This window comes from Brevibacillus schisleri, assembly GCF_055685845.1.
This window is the reverse complement of sequence record NZ_JBVNDM010000001.1, coordinates 2,310,001-2,328,403: the sequence shown is the minus strand read 5'-3', so window position 1 is coordinate 2,328,403 and position 18,403 is coordinate 2,310,001. Positions and strand designations below refer to the sequence as shown.

14 protein-coding genes, 7 tRNA genes and 1 rRNA gene (1 of these 22 cut by a window edge) are annotated in these 18,403 nt (G+C 48.7%); 4 read left to right on the top strand and 18 right to left on the bottom strand.

All coding sequences use genetic code 11. The features are described 5' to 3' along the window. Positions 1-3: 3 nt before the first annotated feature. Positions 4-810, bottom strand: a complete 807-nt coding sequence (locus tag ACUUHJ_RS11575; RefSeq protein WP_289677374.1) for a copper amine oxidase N-terminal domain-containing protein — start codon at positions 808-810, stop codon at positions 4-6. Positions 811-1,054: 244 nt separating this feature from the next. Between ACUUHJ_RS11575 and ACUUHJ_RS11570 the strand changes: the two genes are divergently transcribed. After that, a complete protein-coding gene (locus tag ACUUHJ_RS11570; protein WP_472301173.1) occupies positions 1,055-3,118 on the top strand; it encodes an exo-beta-N-acetylmuramidase NamZ domain-containing protein in 2,064 nt (687 codons plus the stop codon). 65 nt (positions 3,119-3,183) lie between these two features. Here ACUUHJ_RS11570 and ACUUHJ_RS11565 read toward each other — a convergent pair whose 3' ends face one another. The 7 genes from ACUUHJ_RS11565 to ACUUHJ_RS11535 all read right to left on the bottom strand — a co-directional run bounded on the left by ACUUHJ_RS11565 (position 3,184) and on the right by ACUUHJ_RS11535 (position 10,612). Further along, positions 3,184-4,749 (bottom strand): acyl-CoA synthetase, encoded by a 1,566-nt coding sequence (locus tag ACUUHJ_RS11565; protein WP_472298933.1) that lies wholly within the window; start codon positions 4,747-4,749, stop codon positions 3,184-3,186. A gap of 157 nt (positions 4,750-4,906) precedes the next feature. Continuing rightward, positions 4,907-4,995 (bottom strand) — tRNA-Ser (locus ACUUHJ_RS11560). Positions 4,996-5,062: 67 nt separating this feature from the next. Beyond that, entirely contained in the window at positions 5,063-6,481 is a 1,419-nt protein-coding gene (locus ACUUHJ_RS11555) for an aldehyde dehydrogenase family protein (protein ID WP_472298932.1), read from the bottom strand. 97 nt (positions 6,482-6,578) lie between these two features. After that, positions 6,579-7,859, bottom strand: coding sequence for a peptidase (locus ACUUHJ_RS11550; RefSeq protein ID WP_289677368.1), 1,281 nt, complete (start codon positions 7,857-7,859; stop codon positions 6,579-6,581). Positions 7,860-7,891: 32 nt separating this feature from the next. After that, on the bottom strand, positions 7,892-8,569 hold the full coding sequence (locus ACUUHJ_RS11545) for a 3-oxoacid CoA-transferase subunit B (RefSeq protein ID WP_289677366.1): 678 nt from the start codon (positions 8,567-8,569) through the stop codon (positions 7,892-7,894). Beyond that, positions 8,551-9,243, bottom strand: a complete 693-nt coding sequence (locus ACUUHJ_RS11540; RefSeq protein WP_289677365.1) for a 3-oxoacid CoA-transferase subunit A — start codon at positions 9,241-9,243, stop codon at positions 8,551-8,553. Before ACUUHJ_RS11540 ends, ACUUHJ_RS11545 begins: the two co-directional genes overlap by 19 nt. 16 nt (positions 9,244-9,259) lie before the next feature. Then, positions 9,260-10,612: an aspartate aminotransferase family protein gene (locus ACUUHJ_RS11535; RefSeq protein ID WP_289677364.1), complete on the bottom strand. Its 1,353-nt coding sequence runs from the start codon at positions 10,610-10,612 to the stop codon at positions 9,260-9,262. Between the two features lie 157 nt (positions 10,613-10,769). Here ACUUHJ_RS11535 and ACUUHJ_RS11530 point away from each other — a divergent pair, with 157 nt between their 5' ends. Beyond that, the gene (locus ACUUHJ_RS11530; protein ID WP_472298931.1) at positions 10,770-12,314 is read left to right on the top strand and encodes a PucR family transcriptional regulator; all 1,545 of its coding nucleotides are present in this window, start codon (positions 10,770-10,772) and stop codon (positions 12,312-12,314) included. A gap of 4 nt (positions 12,315-12,318) precedes the next feature. Here the strand turns inward: ACUUHJ_RS11530 and ablB are convergent, their stop codons facing one another. Next, complete coding sequence (gene ablB / locus ACUUHJ_RS11525; protein ID WP_472298930.1) at positions 12,319-13,173, bottom strand: putative beta-lysine N-acetyltransferase; 855 nt, start codon at positions 13,171-13,173, stop codon at positions 12,319-12,321. Here ablB and yjcZ point away from each other — a divergent pair. Both yjcZ and ACUUHJ_RS11515 read left to right on the top strand, forming a co-directional pair. Beyond that, entirely contained in the window at positions 13,121-13,435 is a 315-nt protein-coding gene (yjcZ, locus tag ACUUHJ_RS11520) for a sporulation protein YjcZ (RefSeq protein WP_372677435.1), read from the top strand. The genes ablB and yjcZ overlap by 53 nt on opposite strands. 96 nt (positions 13,436-13,531) lie before the next feature. Beyond that, positions 13,532-14,260 (top strand): glycerophosphodiester phosphodiesterase, encoded by a 729-nt coding sequence (locus ACUUHJ_RS11515; protein WP_472298929.1) that lies wholly within the window; start codon positions 13,532-13,534, stop codon positions 14,258-14,260. A gap of 48 nt (positions 14,261-14,308) precedes the next feature. Here ACUUHJ_RS11515 and mnmL read toward each other — a convergent pair whose 3' ends face one another. From mnmL to ACUUHJ_RS11470, 9 genes are all read right to left on the bottom strand, one after another. Then, positions 14,309-15,277 (bottom strand): tRNA modification radical SAM protein MnmL/YtqA, encoded by a 969-nt coding sequence (gene mnmL, locus ACUUHJ_RS11510; RefSeq protein WP_012685794.1) that lies wholly within the window; start codon positions 15,275-15,277, stop codon positions 14,309-14,311. Between the two features lie 176 nt (positions 15,278-15,453). Next, positions 15,454-16,692 (bottom strand): glycosyltransferase family 2 protein, encoded by a 1,239-nt coding sequence (locus tag ACUUHJ_RS11505; RefSeq protein WP_472298928.1) that lies wholly within the window; start codon positions 16,690-16,692, stop codon positions 15,454-15,456. Positions 16,693-16,990: 298 nt separating this feature from the next. Then, positions 16,991-17,075: transfer RNA gene (locus ACUUHJ_RS11500), tRNA-Leu, on the bottom strand. A 474-nt stretch (positions 17,076-17,549) separates the two neighbouring features. Further along, positions 17,550-17,626 (bottom strand) — tRNA-Arg (locus ACUUHJ_RS11495). Positions 17,627-17,631: 5 nt separating this feature from the next. Then, positions 17,632-17,705, bottom strand: a tRNA-Cys gene (locus ACUUHJ_RS11490). 9 nt (positions 17,706-17,714) lie between these two features. Next, positions 17,715-17,790: transfer RNA gene (locus ACUUHJ_RS11485), tRNA-His, on the bottom strand. 18 nt (positions 17,791-17,808) lie between these two features. Next, positions 17,809-17,885 (bottom strand) — tRNA-Met (locus ACUUHJ_RS11480). Positions 17,886-17,895: 10 nt separating this feature from the next. Continuing rightward, positions 17,896-17,986, bottom strand: a tRNA-Ser gene (locus ACUUHJ_RS11475). Positions 17,987-18,035: 49 nt separating this feature from the next. After that, positions 18,036-18,403, bottom strand: a 23S ribosomal RNA gene (locus ACUUHJ_RS11470); it runs 2,561 nt beyond the window's last position.

Genomic DNA, 18,403 nt, shown 5'->3' with positions numbered 1-18,403 from the left:
GCCTTATTGAGCGATAAACTCACCATCTACTGTATCTTGTTTTCCATCTTTTTCTGCTTTTAAAGTGAAGCTACGAATGCCATCATGTTCACCTTCGAGTTGGAACTTGAAGGTGCCATCCTTATTTACTGTAACCTCATATGTGTCATCTCCTACGATGACGACAACTTCTGAACCTGCTTCAACCTTCCCGGTAACCTGATAATAAGCAAAGACGTTCACTTTTTTACCCTCAATACTCGCTTTATCGAACAATGTTACCTTTGTATCGGTTTTTTTCTCGTCTGTTCCAGGCTTTGCTGGATCTTTCGGCTTTTCCTGTTGGTCGACTTGATTAGGGTTCACATTATCCGCAATCAATACCGTTTGTGTCTTCGGATCCCATTCAACCTTGTAGCTCAGAGCTTCCGCGATGAATCGAACAGGCACTACAGTACGCTTGTTCACAATCTGTGCAGGTACGTCGAGGTTGATGGTTTGTCCATTTTTGTTGGCAATTTTTTGAGTAACGACCAATCTGATGTTATCTTTCCCTTTATTGATGGTAACGGTACGAGTTTGTTCATTCCATTTCACTTCAAATCCAAGACTCTCTGCAATCGGACGAATCGGTACCAATGTCCGCCCTTGGGAAATAATAGGTGCTTGGTCAGGAAACGCAATTTGGTTTTTATTGTACTCCACCTTAACAGCATTCTGTACGGCTTTAGGCACTACAGGTGCAGTCGCTGCCGCTGCAGAAAACGCTGCCATCGGTACCAAGGCAATCGCGAGCAGTAATGAGGTTACTTTTTTCAGCAAAACATTCACTCCATTTCCAAAAAGGTTCACACGATTCTTAATCTACTATAGGATGAAGGCTGTTTCAAGATTTTCCTGTAGACTCCCTTTCAAAAGAACATTTTTTCCTAATACCCCTCCTCTTTTCTGTTCCTTTTTTCTGCTCCTTTTGACCTAATTTCAAATTGTTACAAAAATGCAACCATCTTGCTTTCCAAAAGCGTTACAATAGACAAGAAGCGACAGTATTTTATCTTGAAAGAGGCAATGAATGATGAACAAATTTCTCCCTTTCCTCATCCTGGCACTTATCTTAACTTTAATTCCTCCAGTAGGAAGCTCCGCCAATACGACTGCCATCCAATTGGGAAGTGATGTACTGTTCAATCAGTTCCACTATCTCATTGAAGGCAAAAAAGTCGGATTAATTACGAATCAAACAGGTCAGAACAGTCAAATGGTTAGCACGATCGACATGTTACGACGAGATCGCTCCGTCCATTTAGCCGCTCTCTTTGCACCTGAACACGGCCTCGATGGAAAAACGGTAGCAGGAAAACAGGTAACGAGCTTTGTTCATCCCGTCTACGCTATTCCGGTCTACGGCTTGTCTGGTTCAACTCGCAAGCCGACACCAGAAATGCTCAAAGACATTGATATTCTTCTCGTTGATTTGCAGGATATTGGATCGAGAACCTACACATACATATCTACCTTGCAATACGCCATGACTGCAGCAAAAGAACAAGGAAAAGAAGTAATGGTACTGGATCGACCGAATCCTCTCGGTGGAACGATTGTCGAGGGGCCAGTAGTTGAACTACCTTACCGTTCCTTTATCGGAGTGGATATCCTCCCGCTTGCACATGGCATGACCATCGGAGAGCTGGCCTTGTATTTCAATCGTACCATCGGTGCAGATCTAACCGTTATTCCGATGCAAGGGTATACACGTAGCTTGATTTATCAACAGACAGGATTGGCCTGGATTCCGAGTTCTCCGCATCTCCCTAACTTGACCTCGGTTTTCGGGTATATGGCAACTGGTTTGGGTGAGGGTACCCCCCTTCGACAAGGCGACCATTTCACTTGGATTGGGGCAGAGGGTCTAGATTCGCACAAGTACGCCGATCTGTTAAATGGAAGTCTTCTGCCTGGCGTCATCTTTATTCCTGAGACTAAAGGAACTGCCGGGGGCGTCCGCCTTCAGATCAACGATCCACATCAGTTTAACCCTGTAAAAACAGGTATTTACGCGCTGGCTTATGCCAAGCAATTACAACCATTCCCTATACCAAAAAGTACGAGTATGCAAATCTCCATGTTCGACAAGGTGATGGGTACCAACAAAATCGGTCTGCTTCTCGAACAAGGCAAATCCCCTCAGGAGATTGTTTCTTCCTATGAAGCGGATCTTAAGAAATTTGTTGAGCTGCGGCAAAAATATCTGATCTATGGCGATGAACCGTTTATCCCGATGCTGCCGCTTCAACAGAAGCAACCAAAGCAGCCTGAACAACCAAAGAAACCGGAGCAACCGAAACCAGAACAACCAAAACCATCTAAGCCAGCAAAACCAGAGACACCGACTCCACCGCAGCCTGACAAACAAAAAGGAACGACCAATCAAACGAAGAAGCCTGAACCATCTACAAAACCGATCCCTCAGACACCGAAGTCTTCTGAGAAGATCGCTTATTTAACCTTTGACGATGGACCTTCACCTGTCACTCCACGCATTTTGGATACGCTGAAAGCGCATCAAGTCAAAGCCACTTTCTTTATTGTGGGCCGTGAGGTAGCTGGTCATGAGGCCATTCTCAAACGGATCGTAGCTGAAGGACATGCGGTGGGAGGACATTCGTATTCCCATAATTATCAGCTTCTTTACAAAAATATGGATGGCTTTTTTGCAGACGTGGAAAAAGGTAGTCAAATGATTGAAAAGGCAATTGGCGTAAAACCAACCGTGTTCCGCTATCCAGGTGGTAGTACGAATACCGTTAGTTTGAAATATCAAGATCCCACACGTTATAACAAGCAGCAGACCGTCATGCATGCGATCAAAGAAGAAGCAAAACAACGTGGCTATACGTTTATCGACTGGAATGTAACAAACGGCGATGCAAGGAGCAACAAGTACACAGCCGCGCAGGCACTGGCAAATGTAGTGCAGCAAGTAAAGTCACAAAAAGAAATCGTTGTCTTGATGCATGATTCCAGCACCAAGTCGCCAACGGCTGAAGCTCTCCCCCAAATCATTTCGTACTTGAAAGAAAAAGGTTATCGTTTTGAAGTCATTCAAGCCGATCGCCCAACTGTTTCCAACGTCAAATAATCACAGCAGCAAAAGCCCGCTCCATAACAGAGCGGGTTTTTCTGTAGGTAAGACCTTGTGAATGGCTAAGTCGTCAGTGTTTCGTATCGGAGGCGCAACTCTCTTTTCAAGATTTTGCCGCTGGGGTTTCGAGGAAGATTGTCAGCAATCACTACATATTTGGGTGCTTTGAAGGAGGAAAGGCGGTCTTTGCAAAAAGCAAGCATCTCGTCAGCAGTCAGTAACTCACCCGCTTTTGGGACAACAACAGCCGTCACTGCTTCGATCCAGAACGGATGGGGAACTCCGATCACAGCGACCTCTGACACTTTCGGATGTTGATAAATAAGCTCCTCAACCTCCCTGCTTGCTACGTTCTCTCCCCCCGATTTAATCATATCTTTTTTCCGGTCAACGACCGTGATATAGCCTTCGTCATCCATGATGCCTAAATCCCCGCTGTGAAACCACCCTCCTTGGAAGGCAGCCTGTGTCTTTTCCTCATCTCGGAAATACCCTAGCATCGCATGGCTGGTCCTGTGAACAATTTCACCAACACTACCACGAGGGACTTCTTTCCCGTCATCATCGACGATTTTCGTTTCCACATTTAATGCTGGCTTGCCTGCAGAGCCTGCTTTTCTCATCTGATCCTTCGGTTGTAAAACAGTTGCTAATGGCGCCACTTCCGTCTGTCCGTAAAAATTGTAAAACTGAGCGTTTGGGAGACGTTTATCGAGCTCTTTTAATACTTCTACTGGCATAATTGCTGCACCGTAGTAGCACTTTTGCAAAGAACTCAAATTACGCGCGGCAAAATCGGGAGACCGCAGTAAAGCAATCCACACGGTTGGCGGACAAAACAACTGAGTGGCCTTATACGCCTCTACTGTCTGTAGCATCAACGTAGGGGTTGCCTGTTCCAAAATAATCCCACTTCCACCTAGATACACGTACGGTCCCAAAAAGCAGTGAAGCTGTGCACTATGGAACAAGGGAAGTGCGTGAACAGCCACATCATCCTGCGTCATCCCGCCTTCGATAATCGTGCTGACATATTCGGAGATAATGCTTTTATGAGTGAGCATAACGCCCTTTGGCTTTGATTCCGTTCCGCTGGTATACAAAATCTGCACAACATCTTCGTCCACTATGTCTACTTCAGGCTCGTGATCGTCTGCCGGTTCAATCATCGTGCGAAAAGGCAACCATTCCCCTGCTTGTTCTGCTGGTTTGGACATGAGCGAAAGCAGCTTGGGGGAAATTCCAGCTAATAGGAGTCCGTCTTGGGCGAGCTGCATGAATTCGGGAGCTGCGAAGCACGCACTCACTTCCGCATGACCGAAAATATAGGCGACATCTTCTTTATTCAACATGAAGTTGATCGGCACCATGATGGCCCCTGCTTTTGCTATCCCAAAGTTCAGAATCGCAAAATCCATCGAGTTGCGTGACAATACTGCTACCCGCTCCCCTTTTTGCAAGCCTTTTGAAAGAAGCGAATGAGCCGTCTTGTTTGCAAGCTGATCAAGCTGCGTGTAGGTCAATACTTCTTCCTCAAAGTATAGGGCAGGCTTATCAGGATTTCGTCCACGACTTCTTCGCAAAATATCGCCAAGTGCATTTCTACGAACCTTTTGCGCTTCAAGCATGCAAATTCCCCCATCACTTATAGTCTCCTCTCCATTATATAATAGTTTTCTTTATTTTCTGATATTTTTACAAAAAAGAACCGACAACCACCTCTCAAAGCTCTCGACCATAAAAAAGACCCCAGCTTCTCAACTGGAGTCGGTTCATTTGTATTTATGGCGGAGGGAGCAGGATTCGAACCCGCGTGAGCTTGCACTCTAACGGTTTTCAAGACCGCCCCGTTATGACCACTTCGGTATCCCTCCGTATTTCAACAATATAAACTATATCACAGCTCTACTATGATTTGCAAGAGCTCTTTCCTCATTTCTTTTATCGCTTGATGGCAACGAGTTTCAATTCCGTCATTTCTTCTATCGCGTATTTGACCCCTTCCCGACCAAGTCCGCTCTCCTTTACGCCACCGTAGGGCATATGGTCGACGCGAAATGTCGGAATATCATTTACCATCACCCCGCCAACGCGCAGCTCTTCTGCCGCTTCCAAAGCCAACGACAGATTGTTGGTATAGACACCGGCCTGTAATCCAAAGCGGGAATCGTTGACCAACGTAATGCCATGCCGGACCGACTCCACTGGATTTATGAGAACGACCGGGCCGAGTACTTCCTGACTAGATACTTTTGCATCTTCCGGAACACCCGTCAACACCGTAGGCTGGAGCATCCGATCCACGATCTGTCCCCCACACTCCAAACGCGCCCCTTGTAGGAGAGCTTCATGAATCCACTCCATCGCACGTTCTGTTTCCCGGGGATTGATCATAGCGGAATAGTCAGCGTCCTCAGAAAGCGAATCACCACCGCGTAGTGCTCGTGTTTGTTCAACAAAACGTTGGACGAAATCTTGATAGATTTCTTTGACCACATAAATTCTTTGCACGGAGATACATACCTGCCCAGAGTAGGCGAAGGCGCCAAAAACGCATCGAGGAATCACTTCATTCAGCTGCACATCGCGATCAACGATCACTGCCGAATTCGATCCCAGCTCGAGCGTGACTCTTTTCATACCCGCTCGATTGCGTATATCCAGCCCAACACTTGGACTCCCTGTAAAGGTCACCGCCCTGACTCTCGGATCAGACACGATTTGATCGCCAACGCTCGACCCACTACCCGTGATCACATATAGTGCGCCAGCAGGCACACCTGCTCGCTCTGCGAGCTCTGCCAGAAACAATGCGCTAAGCGGTGTCTGCGATGCTGGCTTGAGAACAACGGTATTACCAGCAGCGAGAGCAGGGCCTACCTTATGGGCGACGAGATTCATCGGAAAAGGAAAGGGTGTAATGGCCCCGATGACGCCTAATGGTTCACGCACGGTATAAGCCAAGCGTCCCTCTCCCCCGATCGCTGCATCGAGTGGCACGGTTTCGCCGTGGAGGCGTTTGGCTTCCTCTGCCGCAAACTTATACGTCTGAATGGTTCGAATCACTTCACCACGGGCTGTTTTGATTGGCTTCCCCGCTTCTATTGCGATGATCCGCGCCGCTTCCTCCAAGCGTTCATTCATCAAAATCGAGATTCTTTCAAGCAGGAAGGCACGATGATAGGCAGAAAGGCGCCGCATGACGGCAGTCGCTTCGTGGGCCGCGGCAATTGCTTTTTCAACCAATGATGAGTCTGCTTGCGAAATTTGTGCAATCTCTTGACCCGTACATGGAGAGAGTAGGGGTGCATGAACAGTAGCTGGCACCCATTCTCCCCCGATAAAGCACGTTTTTTTCATCGGCATATCCCCACTCTCATTGATTGGCGTTCACCTTGCAATCATTCTCCCTCATACACGTGCCTTCCTGTCTTGAATTTGAAATATTTGGATATCTCTACTCTTTCACACTTTCAGCTACACCGCACCATTCTAGTAACGTCAGCGCAAAGATCTCCGCACAACGGAACACCTCATCCAATACGATGTATTCATTCGGATAGTGTGCAACCTGTGTGACGCCAGGTCCAACAACAATCGCTGGCGTATTGGCCAAAGCGGTCAACAACCCACCGTCTGTTCCCCAAGGCGATGCTTCCACAATGGCACGATCTCCTGTCACAGCTTCAAACTGCGCTTGCAAAATATCCATCAACGGATGATCGAGCTCCACTGCTCCGGGAACCCAACGAGCTCCGAACCACTCCAGCTCAACAGGCTGCTCTGCAAACCACGGATCGACCTCTGCCAGCTTTTTGAGTGCTGCCGCCATTTCCGCTTTGGCATCATCCATCTGTTCTCCTGGGGCAACCCCCATCCTTCCTTCCAGCTTGACGAGATCAGCTACAGACGAAGGCCACTTGCCTCCCTCAATCACCCCCAGATTAATCGGGATAGGAATGGGCAGCTTGGCATAGAGCGGATCGTCGAGTCGATCGTTACGCTCTTTTTCCAGTTGACCAATTGCTTGAACGACGAGCATGCTCTTTTCGATGGCACTGACTCCCTCGTAGCGGGTCCCTCCGTGAGCAGAACGGCCTTTGACGGTCAATCTGAACCACATGGAGCCTTGCTGCTTCGGGAAAATTTTCATATTGGTCGGCTCTGGAATCAGGGCAGCATCCGCCTTGTAACCGCGAATGATCGTCGCCAATGTGCCTGCACCACCGCTTTCTTCTTCTACCACGCTTTGAAAAATGACGTCGCCTTTCAGTTGCACACCCAACTTCTGTAGAACCTGGATCGCCAACAGGGAAGATAAGTTTCCACCCTTCATGTCGGTTGCTCCGCGCCCGTAAAGCTTGCCATCCTCAACCTTCCCGCTAAACGGATCATCGCTCCACTGTGCCAAATCACCCGCGGGTACTACATCCACGTGTCCGTTTAGAATGATGGACCGGCCCTCTCCTTGTCCCTTCCACACACCGACGACATTCGGGCTGCTTTCAAACGTCGTACGCGGGGAGACAAAATACGGATGTGACACCAGCTCATCGCCTTCCATGACCCATAAGTCAACGGCCAGCCCCATCTGCTCCAAAAGCTCTGCAATGCTTTGTTGAATGGATTGCTCTTCTCCTTGTACACTCGGGCTTTTTACCCATTGCTGTAGCAGTTGAACAGCGGCCTCGCGTTCTTTTTCCAACTGCTCCCGTATAAGCACCTGCCAGTTTGCCATGTTTTTCCCCCGTTCCATGGATTTGTCTTTGCTTAGCGGAAAACGCCAACCTCTCCGTCCATCTTGAGTTCGGCTTCCGTTGCTCCAATCACGTCTGCGACACTGTATGGATACATGACTTCTCGCAGGTACAAACCATCTGGCATGACCTCCATTACAGCCATGTCCGTGATGATCAAATCCGCAGCCTTTGTCGCGGTTAACGGCAGTGAGCATTCCCGAACGATTTTCGAACGTCCGTTTTTATCCAGATGCGTGGTCACAACCATGACCTTCTTGGCCTTTTGTGCCAGCTCCATCGCTCCACCCATGCCAGGGACACGTTTGCCTGGAACGATCCAGTTGGCAATGTCACCATTTTGGCTTACTTCCAGGACTCCTAAAATCGTCATATCCAATAGTCCACGTCGGATGATGGCAAAAGCAGTCGCACTGTCAAAAAAGGATGCCCCTGTGGCAAGCGTGACAGGAAAACCGCCCGCATTGCATAGCATGGCGTTCTCCTCGCCTTTCGCAGGGCTTGGTCCTGTACCGAGGATGCCGTTCTCCGCGTGAAACATGACTCGTTTCTCAACTGGGATAAAATCCGCTACTAACGTTGGAATGCCGATTCCCAAGTTAATAATCATGCCGTCTTCCACTTCCAATGCTGCGCGGCGGGCAATACGTTCACGATAGCTCTCGGTTTCTTTTACTTCTCCCATGCCCATTGCCAATTCACCCCTTCACTTTGGACGATTACGTTCACGAAAACGCCCGGGGTGACGATTTCTTCCGGGTCGATCATGCCTACCTCTACTATCTCATCCGCTTCCACGATGGTAATGTCGCCCGCCATCGCCACTAACGGATTGAAATTGCGTGCACTCGTATCAAACACCAAATTGCCAAAGCGATCCGCTTTTTTCGCATGTACGATAGCCACTTCGGCAGTGAGCGGTGTCTCCAACAAGTATTCCTTTCCATCCAGAACGACCTTCTGCTTCCCTTTTTCCGCGATCGTCCCGATACCGACATCCGAGAGAATGCCTCCCAGACCGACTCCACCTGCCCGTACACGCTCTGCAAGTATCCCCTGCGGGCAGAACTCTACCTCCAGCTCTCCAGCCGTCATTTGGGCCCCTGCGTTCGGATTTGAGCCAATGTGGGAAGCTATCACTTTTTTGACGCGCTTTTCGGTCACCAGCTTGCCTATTCCGATATGTGGAAAAGCAGTATCGTTACTGATCAGCGTCAGATTACGCACGCCCTTATCCAAAATTCCCTGAATCAATGTAGGCGGATTGCCTACCCCACCGAATCCCCCTGCCAACAGCGTCATCCCATCGCGAAAATGGGTGAGCGCTTCGGACAGGGAGACGACCTTTTCAAATCGGTTTGTCATCCTCGTTCCTCCTTCTCTATCCGATCAGTGCTTTGTCTTGGAGCTCTTGCTGAACAGCTGTCACCGCTTCTTTCAGCAGAGATATCAGTTCATCGATTTGCTCCGTAGTAATGGTCAGTGGAGGTGAGATGATGACAGCGTCTCCTGCCACTCCTTCGATCCCCCCCATTGCCGGATAAATAAGCAGGCCTTTTTCAAATGCTTTTTGAATGACCTTCCCGCCTACTCCTTGAGAAAGCGCAAACGGTTCTTTTGTCTGGTTGTTTTTCACAAATTCCAGCGCGCACAGCATACCAAGACCACGTGCATCTCCGATCAACGGGAGCTCGTCGGCCAGTTCTTTTAGGCGGGCAAGCAAATAGGCACCTTGTTCTGCCGCTTTTTCGACGAGCTGATGCTTCTCTACATAGTCGAGGACAGCCAGAGAAACAGCAGCAGATTGTGGGTTAGCACTATACGTATGTCCTGCCATAATCGAGCCGCTGCCTTTTGTAATCGTCTCAATGATTTCGTCCGAGACAATCGTAGCAGCCATAGGCGTGTAACCGGCACTCATGCCTTTGCCCAATGTCATCAAGTCAGGTACGACGCCCCAATGGTCGACCCCAAACGCTTTCCCCGTGCGCCCTACTCCTGTCATTACTTCGTCTGCGATAAACAAAACCTCATACTTATCACAAATCTCGCGAATACGTTGGAAGTAACCGTCTGGCGGCACGACCGCTCCCCCAGAAGCCCCGATGACAGGCTCTGCGATGAATGCCGCTACCTGCTCAGGTCCTACGCGCAAAATTGCGGTCTCCAGCTCGTTTGCACACGCAAGCGCATACGATTCGAGGGACATGTCTTCCGGTTTGCGATACGGATATGGTCCTGTGATCGCCGGATAGTCAGCCAATAACGGGGTGAAACGCTTTCGGCGCAAGACGTGTCCAGACATCGAAAGTGCGCCCATTGTAATCCCGTGATAGCTCATCCAGCGGGAGATAATCCGATTTTTCGTTGGTCTTCCTTTTTCCTGCCAGTATTGAATCGCAATTTTTTGTGCTGTCTCCGTAGCTTCCGAACCGCTGCTGACAAAAAACGTCCAGTTTAGAGAGCCTGGTGCCCACTCTGCCAGCTTTGTAGCCAGCTTCTCCACAGCATCGCTGCTGAAATGCGAGCGGTACACAAAGGAAACTTCCTTGGCTTGCGCATACATCGCCTCAGCCACTTCTTCTACACCGTGACCAATGCTTGCCGTCACCGCTCCACTGGAACCATCGATGTAACGATTCCCCTCTTTATCGTAAAGATAGATGCCTTTTCCGTGAGAAATAATCGGATACTCTTTGCCCAATTCAGGCTTGATTACATAGCTTTTCGTCATTTTCGTCGCCACCTCGCTTATTCTTTACCTCTATCCTAGCTGACCAGCACGTAAGAGCCATCCTACGTGCTGGCAAAAAAACATGGAAAAGAGACAAAATCTTTTGTACATTTTGTATAAGAGAACCTTTACCGAGAGCTTTTGGAGGAGATGCCTGATGACCATCACGATAAGAGAAGCACTACAACTGCCGGATATGGTTCACACCAGGCTGATCGCAGGAGCAGGCGGACTCGACAATCCAATTCGTTGGGTAACAATTGTCGAGGTGCTGGAGGATACGAGTCGCCTGCAAGAAGGCGAATTTTTGATTACTACCGGCTTTGGGCTGGCTGAGCATACAGAAAAGCTCGCTTCTTTTATTCCTTCGTTGGCGAAGCAAAAGCTGAGTGGCGTTGCGATTCATACGGGCTTTTATTTACGGGAAATTCCCGAGACGTTTTTGACCTTGGCGGATCACTATCAACTTCCCTTGATTGAAATTCCTACGGAGATCAACTTTTCAACCATAACCAAAGCCATTTTGCAGCCGATCATGAATCGGCAATTTGAAACGCTGGCCTATTCCTCGGCGATTCATAATCGAATGATTGATGCTGCCCTGTCCAAGGGAGGCCTTCCCGCCATCGCTGGCGAGCTCGCAGCACTTACGGGAGGCGTCGTGTCGCTCGTCGATGCATTAGGCTTTGAAGTCACACAGCATGGCAGTTCGGAAGCACTTCCGCATGATCAGTCTCAGGAAATCGCGCATCGTGTACCAATTCGTGCCAATCGCGAGCATTTTGGCACGTTGACCTTAACGAAGCCCGAGCACGCCTGGAAAGAGCTCGATGACGTCGCTCTACAGCATGCCTCTACCTTATGTGCACTCGAATATGTAAAGGAAAAGGCGGTAGCCGCAACGGAATGGCGGTTAAAAGGGGATTTTGTGGAGGAGTTGCTGAATGGGCAGCAGATGACCCATACGGAGCTGGAGAGCCGTTGTCGCATGCTGGGGTACCCGCTTGCTGGTCATCATCTCTGTGTCGCTGTTCGTGTAGAGGTAGCTGATCAGACGATGCTCGGAGACATGCATCAAAGTGTCATTACATTGATGCGGAGGCTTAGCGACCGTCATCAGCGCTCTTATTTGCTGCGCGAGCGACCGCATTGCCTCTTGTTTATTTTGCCTGATGATCAGACAAGCCTACGCCTGCTAGAACAGCTCACTTCCCGCTGGAGAGGGCTGCACCCTGAACTTGCCCTACAGATCGCCTTGAGCAATCCCTGCGAGCAATTACCAAACGTCGTCAGTTCCTCCGAAGAAGCGATGTTTGCTCTACAAGCGTACCCGCTGTTAGCCCAATCCCCGCAAATTTTGCGATACCGGGATATGCAGGGCTATCAGTTTTTGTTTCCGTACCATCGTGAAAAAGAAAGCTTGCTCCGTCTGTGGAACCCATTGCTGGAACCATTAATCCGCTATGATACGAAATACAATCAACAGCTTCTCGAAACCCTTGAGGTTTATTTGGCTCAGAATGGAAACGGGCTACAGACCTCGCAAGCCTTGTATATCCATCGACATACGCTCAAGTACCGGTTGACCCAGATTGAAGAAAAAACAGGCTACCGCCTGGAGGATGCTCATCAACGCTGGCAGCTTCAATTGGCCTTGATGGCCCGTCGTCTGCAACAGCAGTTGTATCCTACAAACAGGTAGCCTGTTAATCCCTCGTCGGGCGAAGTGGCTTTACCCATATATTCATGTCTTCATAGCCTGAAAAGATCGTACAATTGTTAATCAACCGTCCTCGGTATGCATAACCCATCTTGGCAGCCGTCACATTCATTCCTGCTGATTGTGCCCGGGTCAAGGTGTACAAAAAGTAAATCCCCGTCTCCTCCATCCTCTGTTCCAGCGCGATAAACAGTGGTTGGAGGAGGCCTTTCCCTGCATGGTCAGGATGGGTCGCGCAATCCGTCATTTCCGCAGAACCAAATCGTTCGGATACCTCAGCTGACGCAGCACATGCAATCTTGCCTTCAAATTCAACGACATAGTAGATGGTACCTTCCTGCATGGTTTTGCGAATGTAGGAAGGATCGTTCATCGGTGTAGGATACGTCGCGAATACCAGACCATACAAACACGCCAATTCCTTCGTGTCTGCCTCCGTTGCTTCACGCAGGTTGTAACCCTCTGGTAATGATTTCTCTATCGTACTCCCCGCTTTTGACAGGCTCAACGTAAGGATTTCCTCGGCAAGTTTTTCTGCACCAGAGGTAGCCCGCTCTTTTGTCAGATAGCAGGTGAGCATCTGTGCGTTTTCCCCTTGAAAAAAACCATCAATGGTTCCCTCTAGCTCGTACCCCAGAGATTGCCATCGTGGAATATCTTGTTTCTTCCCGTACACAATCACTTTTGTTGCCTCTGACTCTTCAGCCAGCTCCTTCATGACCCGATCCCACTGCTCGATTTGTGATGGTTCATACACGTGCAGCTTTACGCGGCGATTTTGTCGATCAATGATCAGGTCGCCAGCATCCTGTGCGCCTACAACATTTATCACGGTCTTCATCCTCCCCTGCAATACTCCTCCTCTCATTGTAGCAAAACGAGTAAGACCGTCATCTGCCAATCTGTATAAAAAAGCGTTCCTCATGCACAAAAAAACAGAAGGTGGGCATTCTGTTGGGTCATATTTACCGGTTCTTCATACCATGAGAGTAGGTGCTTCATGTGCGGGAAGGAGGGTGTTTTTTGTGAGCTGCAATAACAATTTTGCCCTGATCCTTGTCCTCTTTGTCCTTTTGGTCATCGTACTCGTCGTAATCGGATAGACTTCTGGAGATGCCTCTCATGTCAGGTCGTATCGAGGGGCCCTTTACATATCATAGTAGAAGGTAATGACACGCTCGAGAAGGGAGGAAGCCCTCGTGCCCCCACTTATCTATGCCCATCGTGGCGCTTCCGGCCTGTTTCCGGAAAATACGATGGAATCGTTTCAAGGAGCCGTCCGACGAAAAGCCAATGGGATCGAATTAGACGTTCAGCTCAGCAGTGACAATAAGCTGGTTGTCATTCATGACCATAACCTGGAGCGCACGACCAATGGTTCCGGTTTGGTTCGCCATTACACATTGCGTGAACTGCGTCAGCTTCGAGCAGATAAAGGCTCGTCTATGCGACTACCAAAAGCACACATTCCAACCCTTCAGGAAGTATTTCAGTCGTTTGTCGACTCACCACTGCGCTTCATCATCGAGATGAAAAATTTCTTCCTCGATCAACCTCACTTAGAGGAGCTCATCATCGAACAAATCAGACGTTATCAGCTAACAGAGAGAACCATCATTTCAACATTTAACTTCGACAGCCTTTTACGAATCAAGCAATTGGATGCCAGACAAACAACAGGACTTTTATACGTGGGACCACTCGTCAAGCCTTGGGAAGTAGCCAGCAGATATCGTGCTGATCAACTGCACGTCCCCTATGATCAATTGACGGAAGACTTGGTCAAACAAGCAAAGCAGCATCATTTTGAAGTTTTGAGCTGGACGGTAAATACTGGTCGGCAAATCCAGCGAGCCATTGACTGTGGGGTAGATGGTCTGATCACCAATTACCCGAAGCGTGCGAGAAATCTGATTCGCAATCTTTAAAAAAGAAAGGGAGCCCTTAAAAAGGCTCCCTGCTTGTTGCTATGACTTTTACGTACGTGGTACGAATAACTTTCCTTGCCAGCTATTCCGCGCTTTCAGTTCTGCGTCAATGCCATTCAGAACTTCCCACTTTTTACGGCTCCACATCGGTCCAATCAAGAGATCAGGTGGTCCGTCCCCTGTGATTCGATGGACAATCATTTCTGGCGGTAAAATTTCCAATGTATCTACAACGAGCTTCGTGTACTCTTCCTGCGAAAGGAATTCCAAGAGGCCTGCTTCATATTGCTTCACCATCGGCGTTTTGCGCAGTAGATGCAACAGGTGTATTTTGATTCCCTGCACATCCAGATGTGCCACAGCATCTGCCGTCTGCATCATCTCTTCGTGGCTCTCTCCTGGCAATCCATAGATGATATGAGAGCATACACGGATGTTGTGCTTGCGCAGCCTCTCTACAGCGTCCACGTAGCATTGATAATCGTGCGCTCGATTAATTAACTGAGCTGTGTGCTCATGGACTGTTTGGAGACCGAGCTCCACCCACAAATATGTGCGCTCATTCAATTCAGCCAAATACTCCACGACGTCGTCCGGAAGGCAGTCAGGACGTGTGGCAATGGAGAGTCCGACTACGCCTTCTTGTTGGAGGATGACTTCGTACATCTCCCGCAGCTCCTCCACAGGCGCATACGTATTTGTGTACGCTTGGAAGAAGCCCAAATACTTGGCTTGTGGCCACTTCTCGTGCATGCGATTTTTCACATCATGGAACTGTTTTTCCAGATCCATTCTGCGATCACCAGCAAAATCTCCAGATCCTCTCGCGCTGCAAAACGTGCAGCCTCCTGTCGCTACTTTCCCATCCCGATTCGGGCAACTAAAACCGCCATCCAATGGAACCTTGAAAATCTTTTCGTGAAAAGTCCCTCTTAAATGATAATTCCATGTATGGTATCGTTTATCGCCCCACAACAATGGGACGTCGTTGTTGTGAATATCTGTCGCGAGCTTCATTGCTGTTTTCCTCCTATGGGCACCGCTACGTCTGGCGCTGGTGCCTTAATCCCGTTGGCGAACGCTACTTGCTTGATCACGTCATTATACCAAATTCGGCAACGGTCTCGCTACTTTAAGATAATAGGAAAACCACAGGTGAATATTCCCCCTGTGGTTTTTGCTTGTTTACGTTACTATTGCTGGATCTCCTCGATACGAATCGCACGAGTGTGAGAGGTATGACTCCACACTTGGTTTTTCTTCGTAAAGAACGCGTAAAACATAATCGGAAGCCAGGTTAGGAAAAAGAACGGTAGCAAGAGGAGCCCGAAATACCCCTTCCACGGAACTTTATCCAAATAGAGGGCCAAGATCGGCAACAGGTAGAACACGGCTGTGGATCCGTATACCAGCCATGTAGGCAAGATCGTGGATACCGTTGAAAACGTACCAATATCAAAAAATCTTGCCAGGAACAATACCGACATCATTGTCACCATCAGTACGTACATCGGTTGGAAGAGGTAGAAGGCTGCGTCAAGCATCCCCAGCTTTCTCGACTTCACACCATTAAACAAGACAGATCGAATGTAGCGTCCTGCCACATCGTAGTGCCCTTGCATCCAACGCAAACGCTGGCGCATAGACGATTTTAAGTCAATCGGTTTTTCATCCCAGACCTTGGTATCATGAGCCCAAGTCGGGTAAATACCGCGTTCAATACAACGTGTTGCAAATTCCAGGTCTTCCGTGAGACTGGTTGCTCCCCAGCCCATTTCTTTGAGCAGGTTGCTCTCAATGCACAAGCCAGTTCCGCCCAAAGTGTTCGGCAGTCCCAAATTGTGACGAGCCAGCTGCCACATACGGTTTGTAAACCAGTAGGTAACCGCATAGGACAGCGTAATCCAGGAATCAAACGGGTTCTTGGAGTCGAGGTAACCTTGAATCACACGCGCCCCTTTGCAAAGACGGTCATTCATTACTTTCAGAAAGTTTTTCTCAACCAAGTTGTCAGCATCAAACATGACGACAGCGTCGTACTGCTTAGGTCTTGCCCAGAGGTTCTCCAGCATCCATTCGATGCCGTAGCCTTTCCCACGCTTGGATGTGTCAAAACGCTCACATGCAATTGCACCATGCGCCCGACTAATTTCTGCCGTGTTATCTGTACAGTTGTCGCAAATGACGAAGATGTCGTACATTTCACGTGGATAGTCGAGCTTCTTCAGGTTTTCAATAAGCGGAGCAACTACGGCGCTCTCATTGTGAGCAGCCACGAGCACAGCAAACGTCTTTTGCGGCTCAGCTGTTACTTGCTCTTTTTTGCGGAACAGGCCTGCACAAGAAACAAGTGTTTGGTATGTGCCGATTACGCCCACCGCAGAAGTAAATCCGATGAATAATCCCTCAATGATCTCTCTAATTACACTCATGGGTTCTTCTCCTCGACCTAAACCAGATTGGGTCTGATCTGAATTTAGGTAGTGTTGTTTTTCCAACATTTCTCTATTGTTTTTCTCTCAATTGGCAGTTTACATCAAATACGATTCATAAGCAATGACCCAAAAGTGGGAAAAAATAAGGCACTGCTATCACCTTTCCCACCTTTTTCTCTTTCTATTCGACAGTGCTTCGCAGTTGGCAGAAAAAAAAGCCCTTGTCGAAAAAGGCTCCGTTTATTTAGAAAAACACAAACGCTCGTTTCCATTTCTTCCTGATTGTTTCCGGGATTGGTGCGGTCGGCGAGACTCGAACTCGCACGGGTCGCCCCGCCACCCCCTCAAGATGGTGTGTCTGCCAATTCCACCACGACCGCCTATAAACGTTGATTTAACACGTGTTTTTCTGTTGACACGAAGTACGTGTTTGAGTATACACAATCAATTTCCGCAAGTCAATATCGTTTTCGAATTGGATAGAGCCCATATTCTTCCTATCAAGCTATCATTTTCTGGCTCTGTCTTCTAGTAGATACGTTTGTCGAAAAAGAAAGTTACATGTCGCAAAAATTTTAAAAGAATATAAGTGCCTCTCTACAAAAATATCATTGTTTCGTCACATTTTCCGAGTAGTGAAGGAGCCATATTCTGTGATTTTCTTACATAATTTATGACAAATTAGACAAAATATTTCCAATCGTAGATGAAAGTTTTTTTACTATTTTTTTTGAACTAGGTCCTTTGACTGACTACTTGCTTCTGATTTCCTCTTGAAAGGCGCACTATCTTCTACGAAAAAAACCTCCTGCGGACGCCACAACGTCCTAAGGAGGCTATCTTTTGTAAACGCGTGGCGTCCCAGGAGAGATTCGAACTCCCGACCGACGGCTTAGAAGGCCGTTGCTCTATCCTGCTGAGCTACTGGGACTAAAATGGAGGGAGTACCCGGATTTGAACCGGGGATAAGGGTTTTGCAGACCCGTGCCTTACCACTTGGCTATACTCCCGTGTTATTATGGGGCGATCGATGGGACTTGAACCCACGAATGCCGGAGCCACAATCCGGTGCGTTAACCCCTTCGCCACGACCGCCATAATTTTTATGAAGTTTGGTAGCGGTGGAGGGAATCGAACCCCCGACCTTTCGGGTATGAACCGAACGCTCTAACCAGCTGAGCTACGCCGCCAAAATAAAAATGGCGGAGAGTGAGGGATTCGAACCCTCGCTACGCTTGCGCATACTAACGGTTTAGCAAACCGTCCCCTTCGGCCTCTTGGGTAACTCTCCGTGATTATATGCACCTTCAAAACTAGATATGCATGATTGCTAAGAGTGTGTGGATAAGTCCTCGACCGATTAGTATTCGTCAGCTCCACGCGTTACCGCGCTTCCACACCGAACCTATCAACCTCATCGTCTATGAGGGGTCTTACCAGCTTGCGCTGTGGGAAGTCTCATCTTGGAGGGGGCTTCACGCTTAGATGCTTTCAGCGCTTATCCCGTCCGCACATAGCTACCCAGCTGTGCCACTGGCGTGACAACTGGTGCACCAGCGGTGCGTCCATCCCGGTCCTCTCGTACTAAGGACAGCTCTCCTCAAACTTCCTACGCCCGCGACAGATAGGGACCGAACTGTCTCACGACGTTCTGAACCCAGCTCGCGTACCGCTTTAATGGGCGAACAGCCCAACCCTTGGGACCTAC

What these genes read in the sequence shown, in the direction of transcription:
- ACUUHJ_RS11570 (WP_472301173.1), top strand. Translation starts at nt 1,055, where the DNA reads ATGAACAAATTTCTCCCTTTCCTCATCCTGGCACTTATCTTAACTTTA.
- ACUUHJ_RS11565 (WP_472298933.1), bottom strand. Translation starts at nt 4,749, where the DNA reads ATGCTTGAAGCGCAAAAGGTTCGTAGAAATGCACTTGGCGATATTTTG.
- ACUUHJ_RS11555 (WP_472298932.1), bottom strand. Translation starts at nt 6,481, where the DNA reads ATGAAAAAAACGTGCTTTATCGGGGGAGAATGGGTGCCAGCTACTGTT.
- ACUUHJ_RS11550 (WP_289677368.1), bottom strand. Translation starts at nt 7,859, where the DNA reads ATGGCAAACTGGCAGGTGCTTATACGGGAGCAGTTGGAAAAAGAACGC.
- ACUUHJ_RS11545 (WP_289677366.1), bottom strand. Translation starts at nt 8,569, where the DNA reads ATGGGCATGGGAGAAGTAAAAGAAACCGAGAGCTATCGTGAACGTATT.
- ACUUHJ_RS11540 (WP_289677365.1), bottom strand. Translation starts at nt 9,243, where the DNA reads ATGACAAACCGATTTGAAAAGGTCGTCTCCCTGTCCGAAGCGCTCACC.
- ACUUHJ_RS11535 (WP_289677364.1), bottom strand. Translation starts at nt 10,612, where the DNA reads ATGACGAAAAGCTATGTAATCAAGCCTGAATTGGGCAAAGAGTATCCG.
- ACUUHJ_RS11530 (WP_472298931.1), top strand. Translation starts at nt 10,770, where the DNA reads ATGACCATCACGATAAGAGAAGCACTACAACTGCCGGATATGGTTCAC.
- yjcZ (WP_372677435.1), top strand. Translation starts at nt 13,121, where the DNA reads ATGATCAGGTCGCCAGCATCCTGTGCGCCTACAACATTTATCACGGTC.
- ablB (WP_472298930.1), bottom strand. Translation starts at nt 13,173, where the DNA reads ATGAAGACCGTGATAAATGTTGTAGGCGCACAGGATGCTGGCGACCTG.
- mnmL (WP_012685794.1), bottom strand. Translation starts at nt 15,277, where the DNA reads ATGAAGCTCGCGACAGATATTCACAACAACGACGTCCCATTGTTGTGG.
- ACUUHJ_RS11505 (WP_472298928.1), bottom strand. Translation starts at nt 16,692, where the DNA reads ATGAGTGTAATTAGAGAGATCATTGAGGGATTATTCATCGGATTTACT.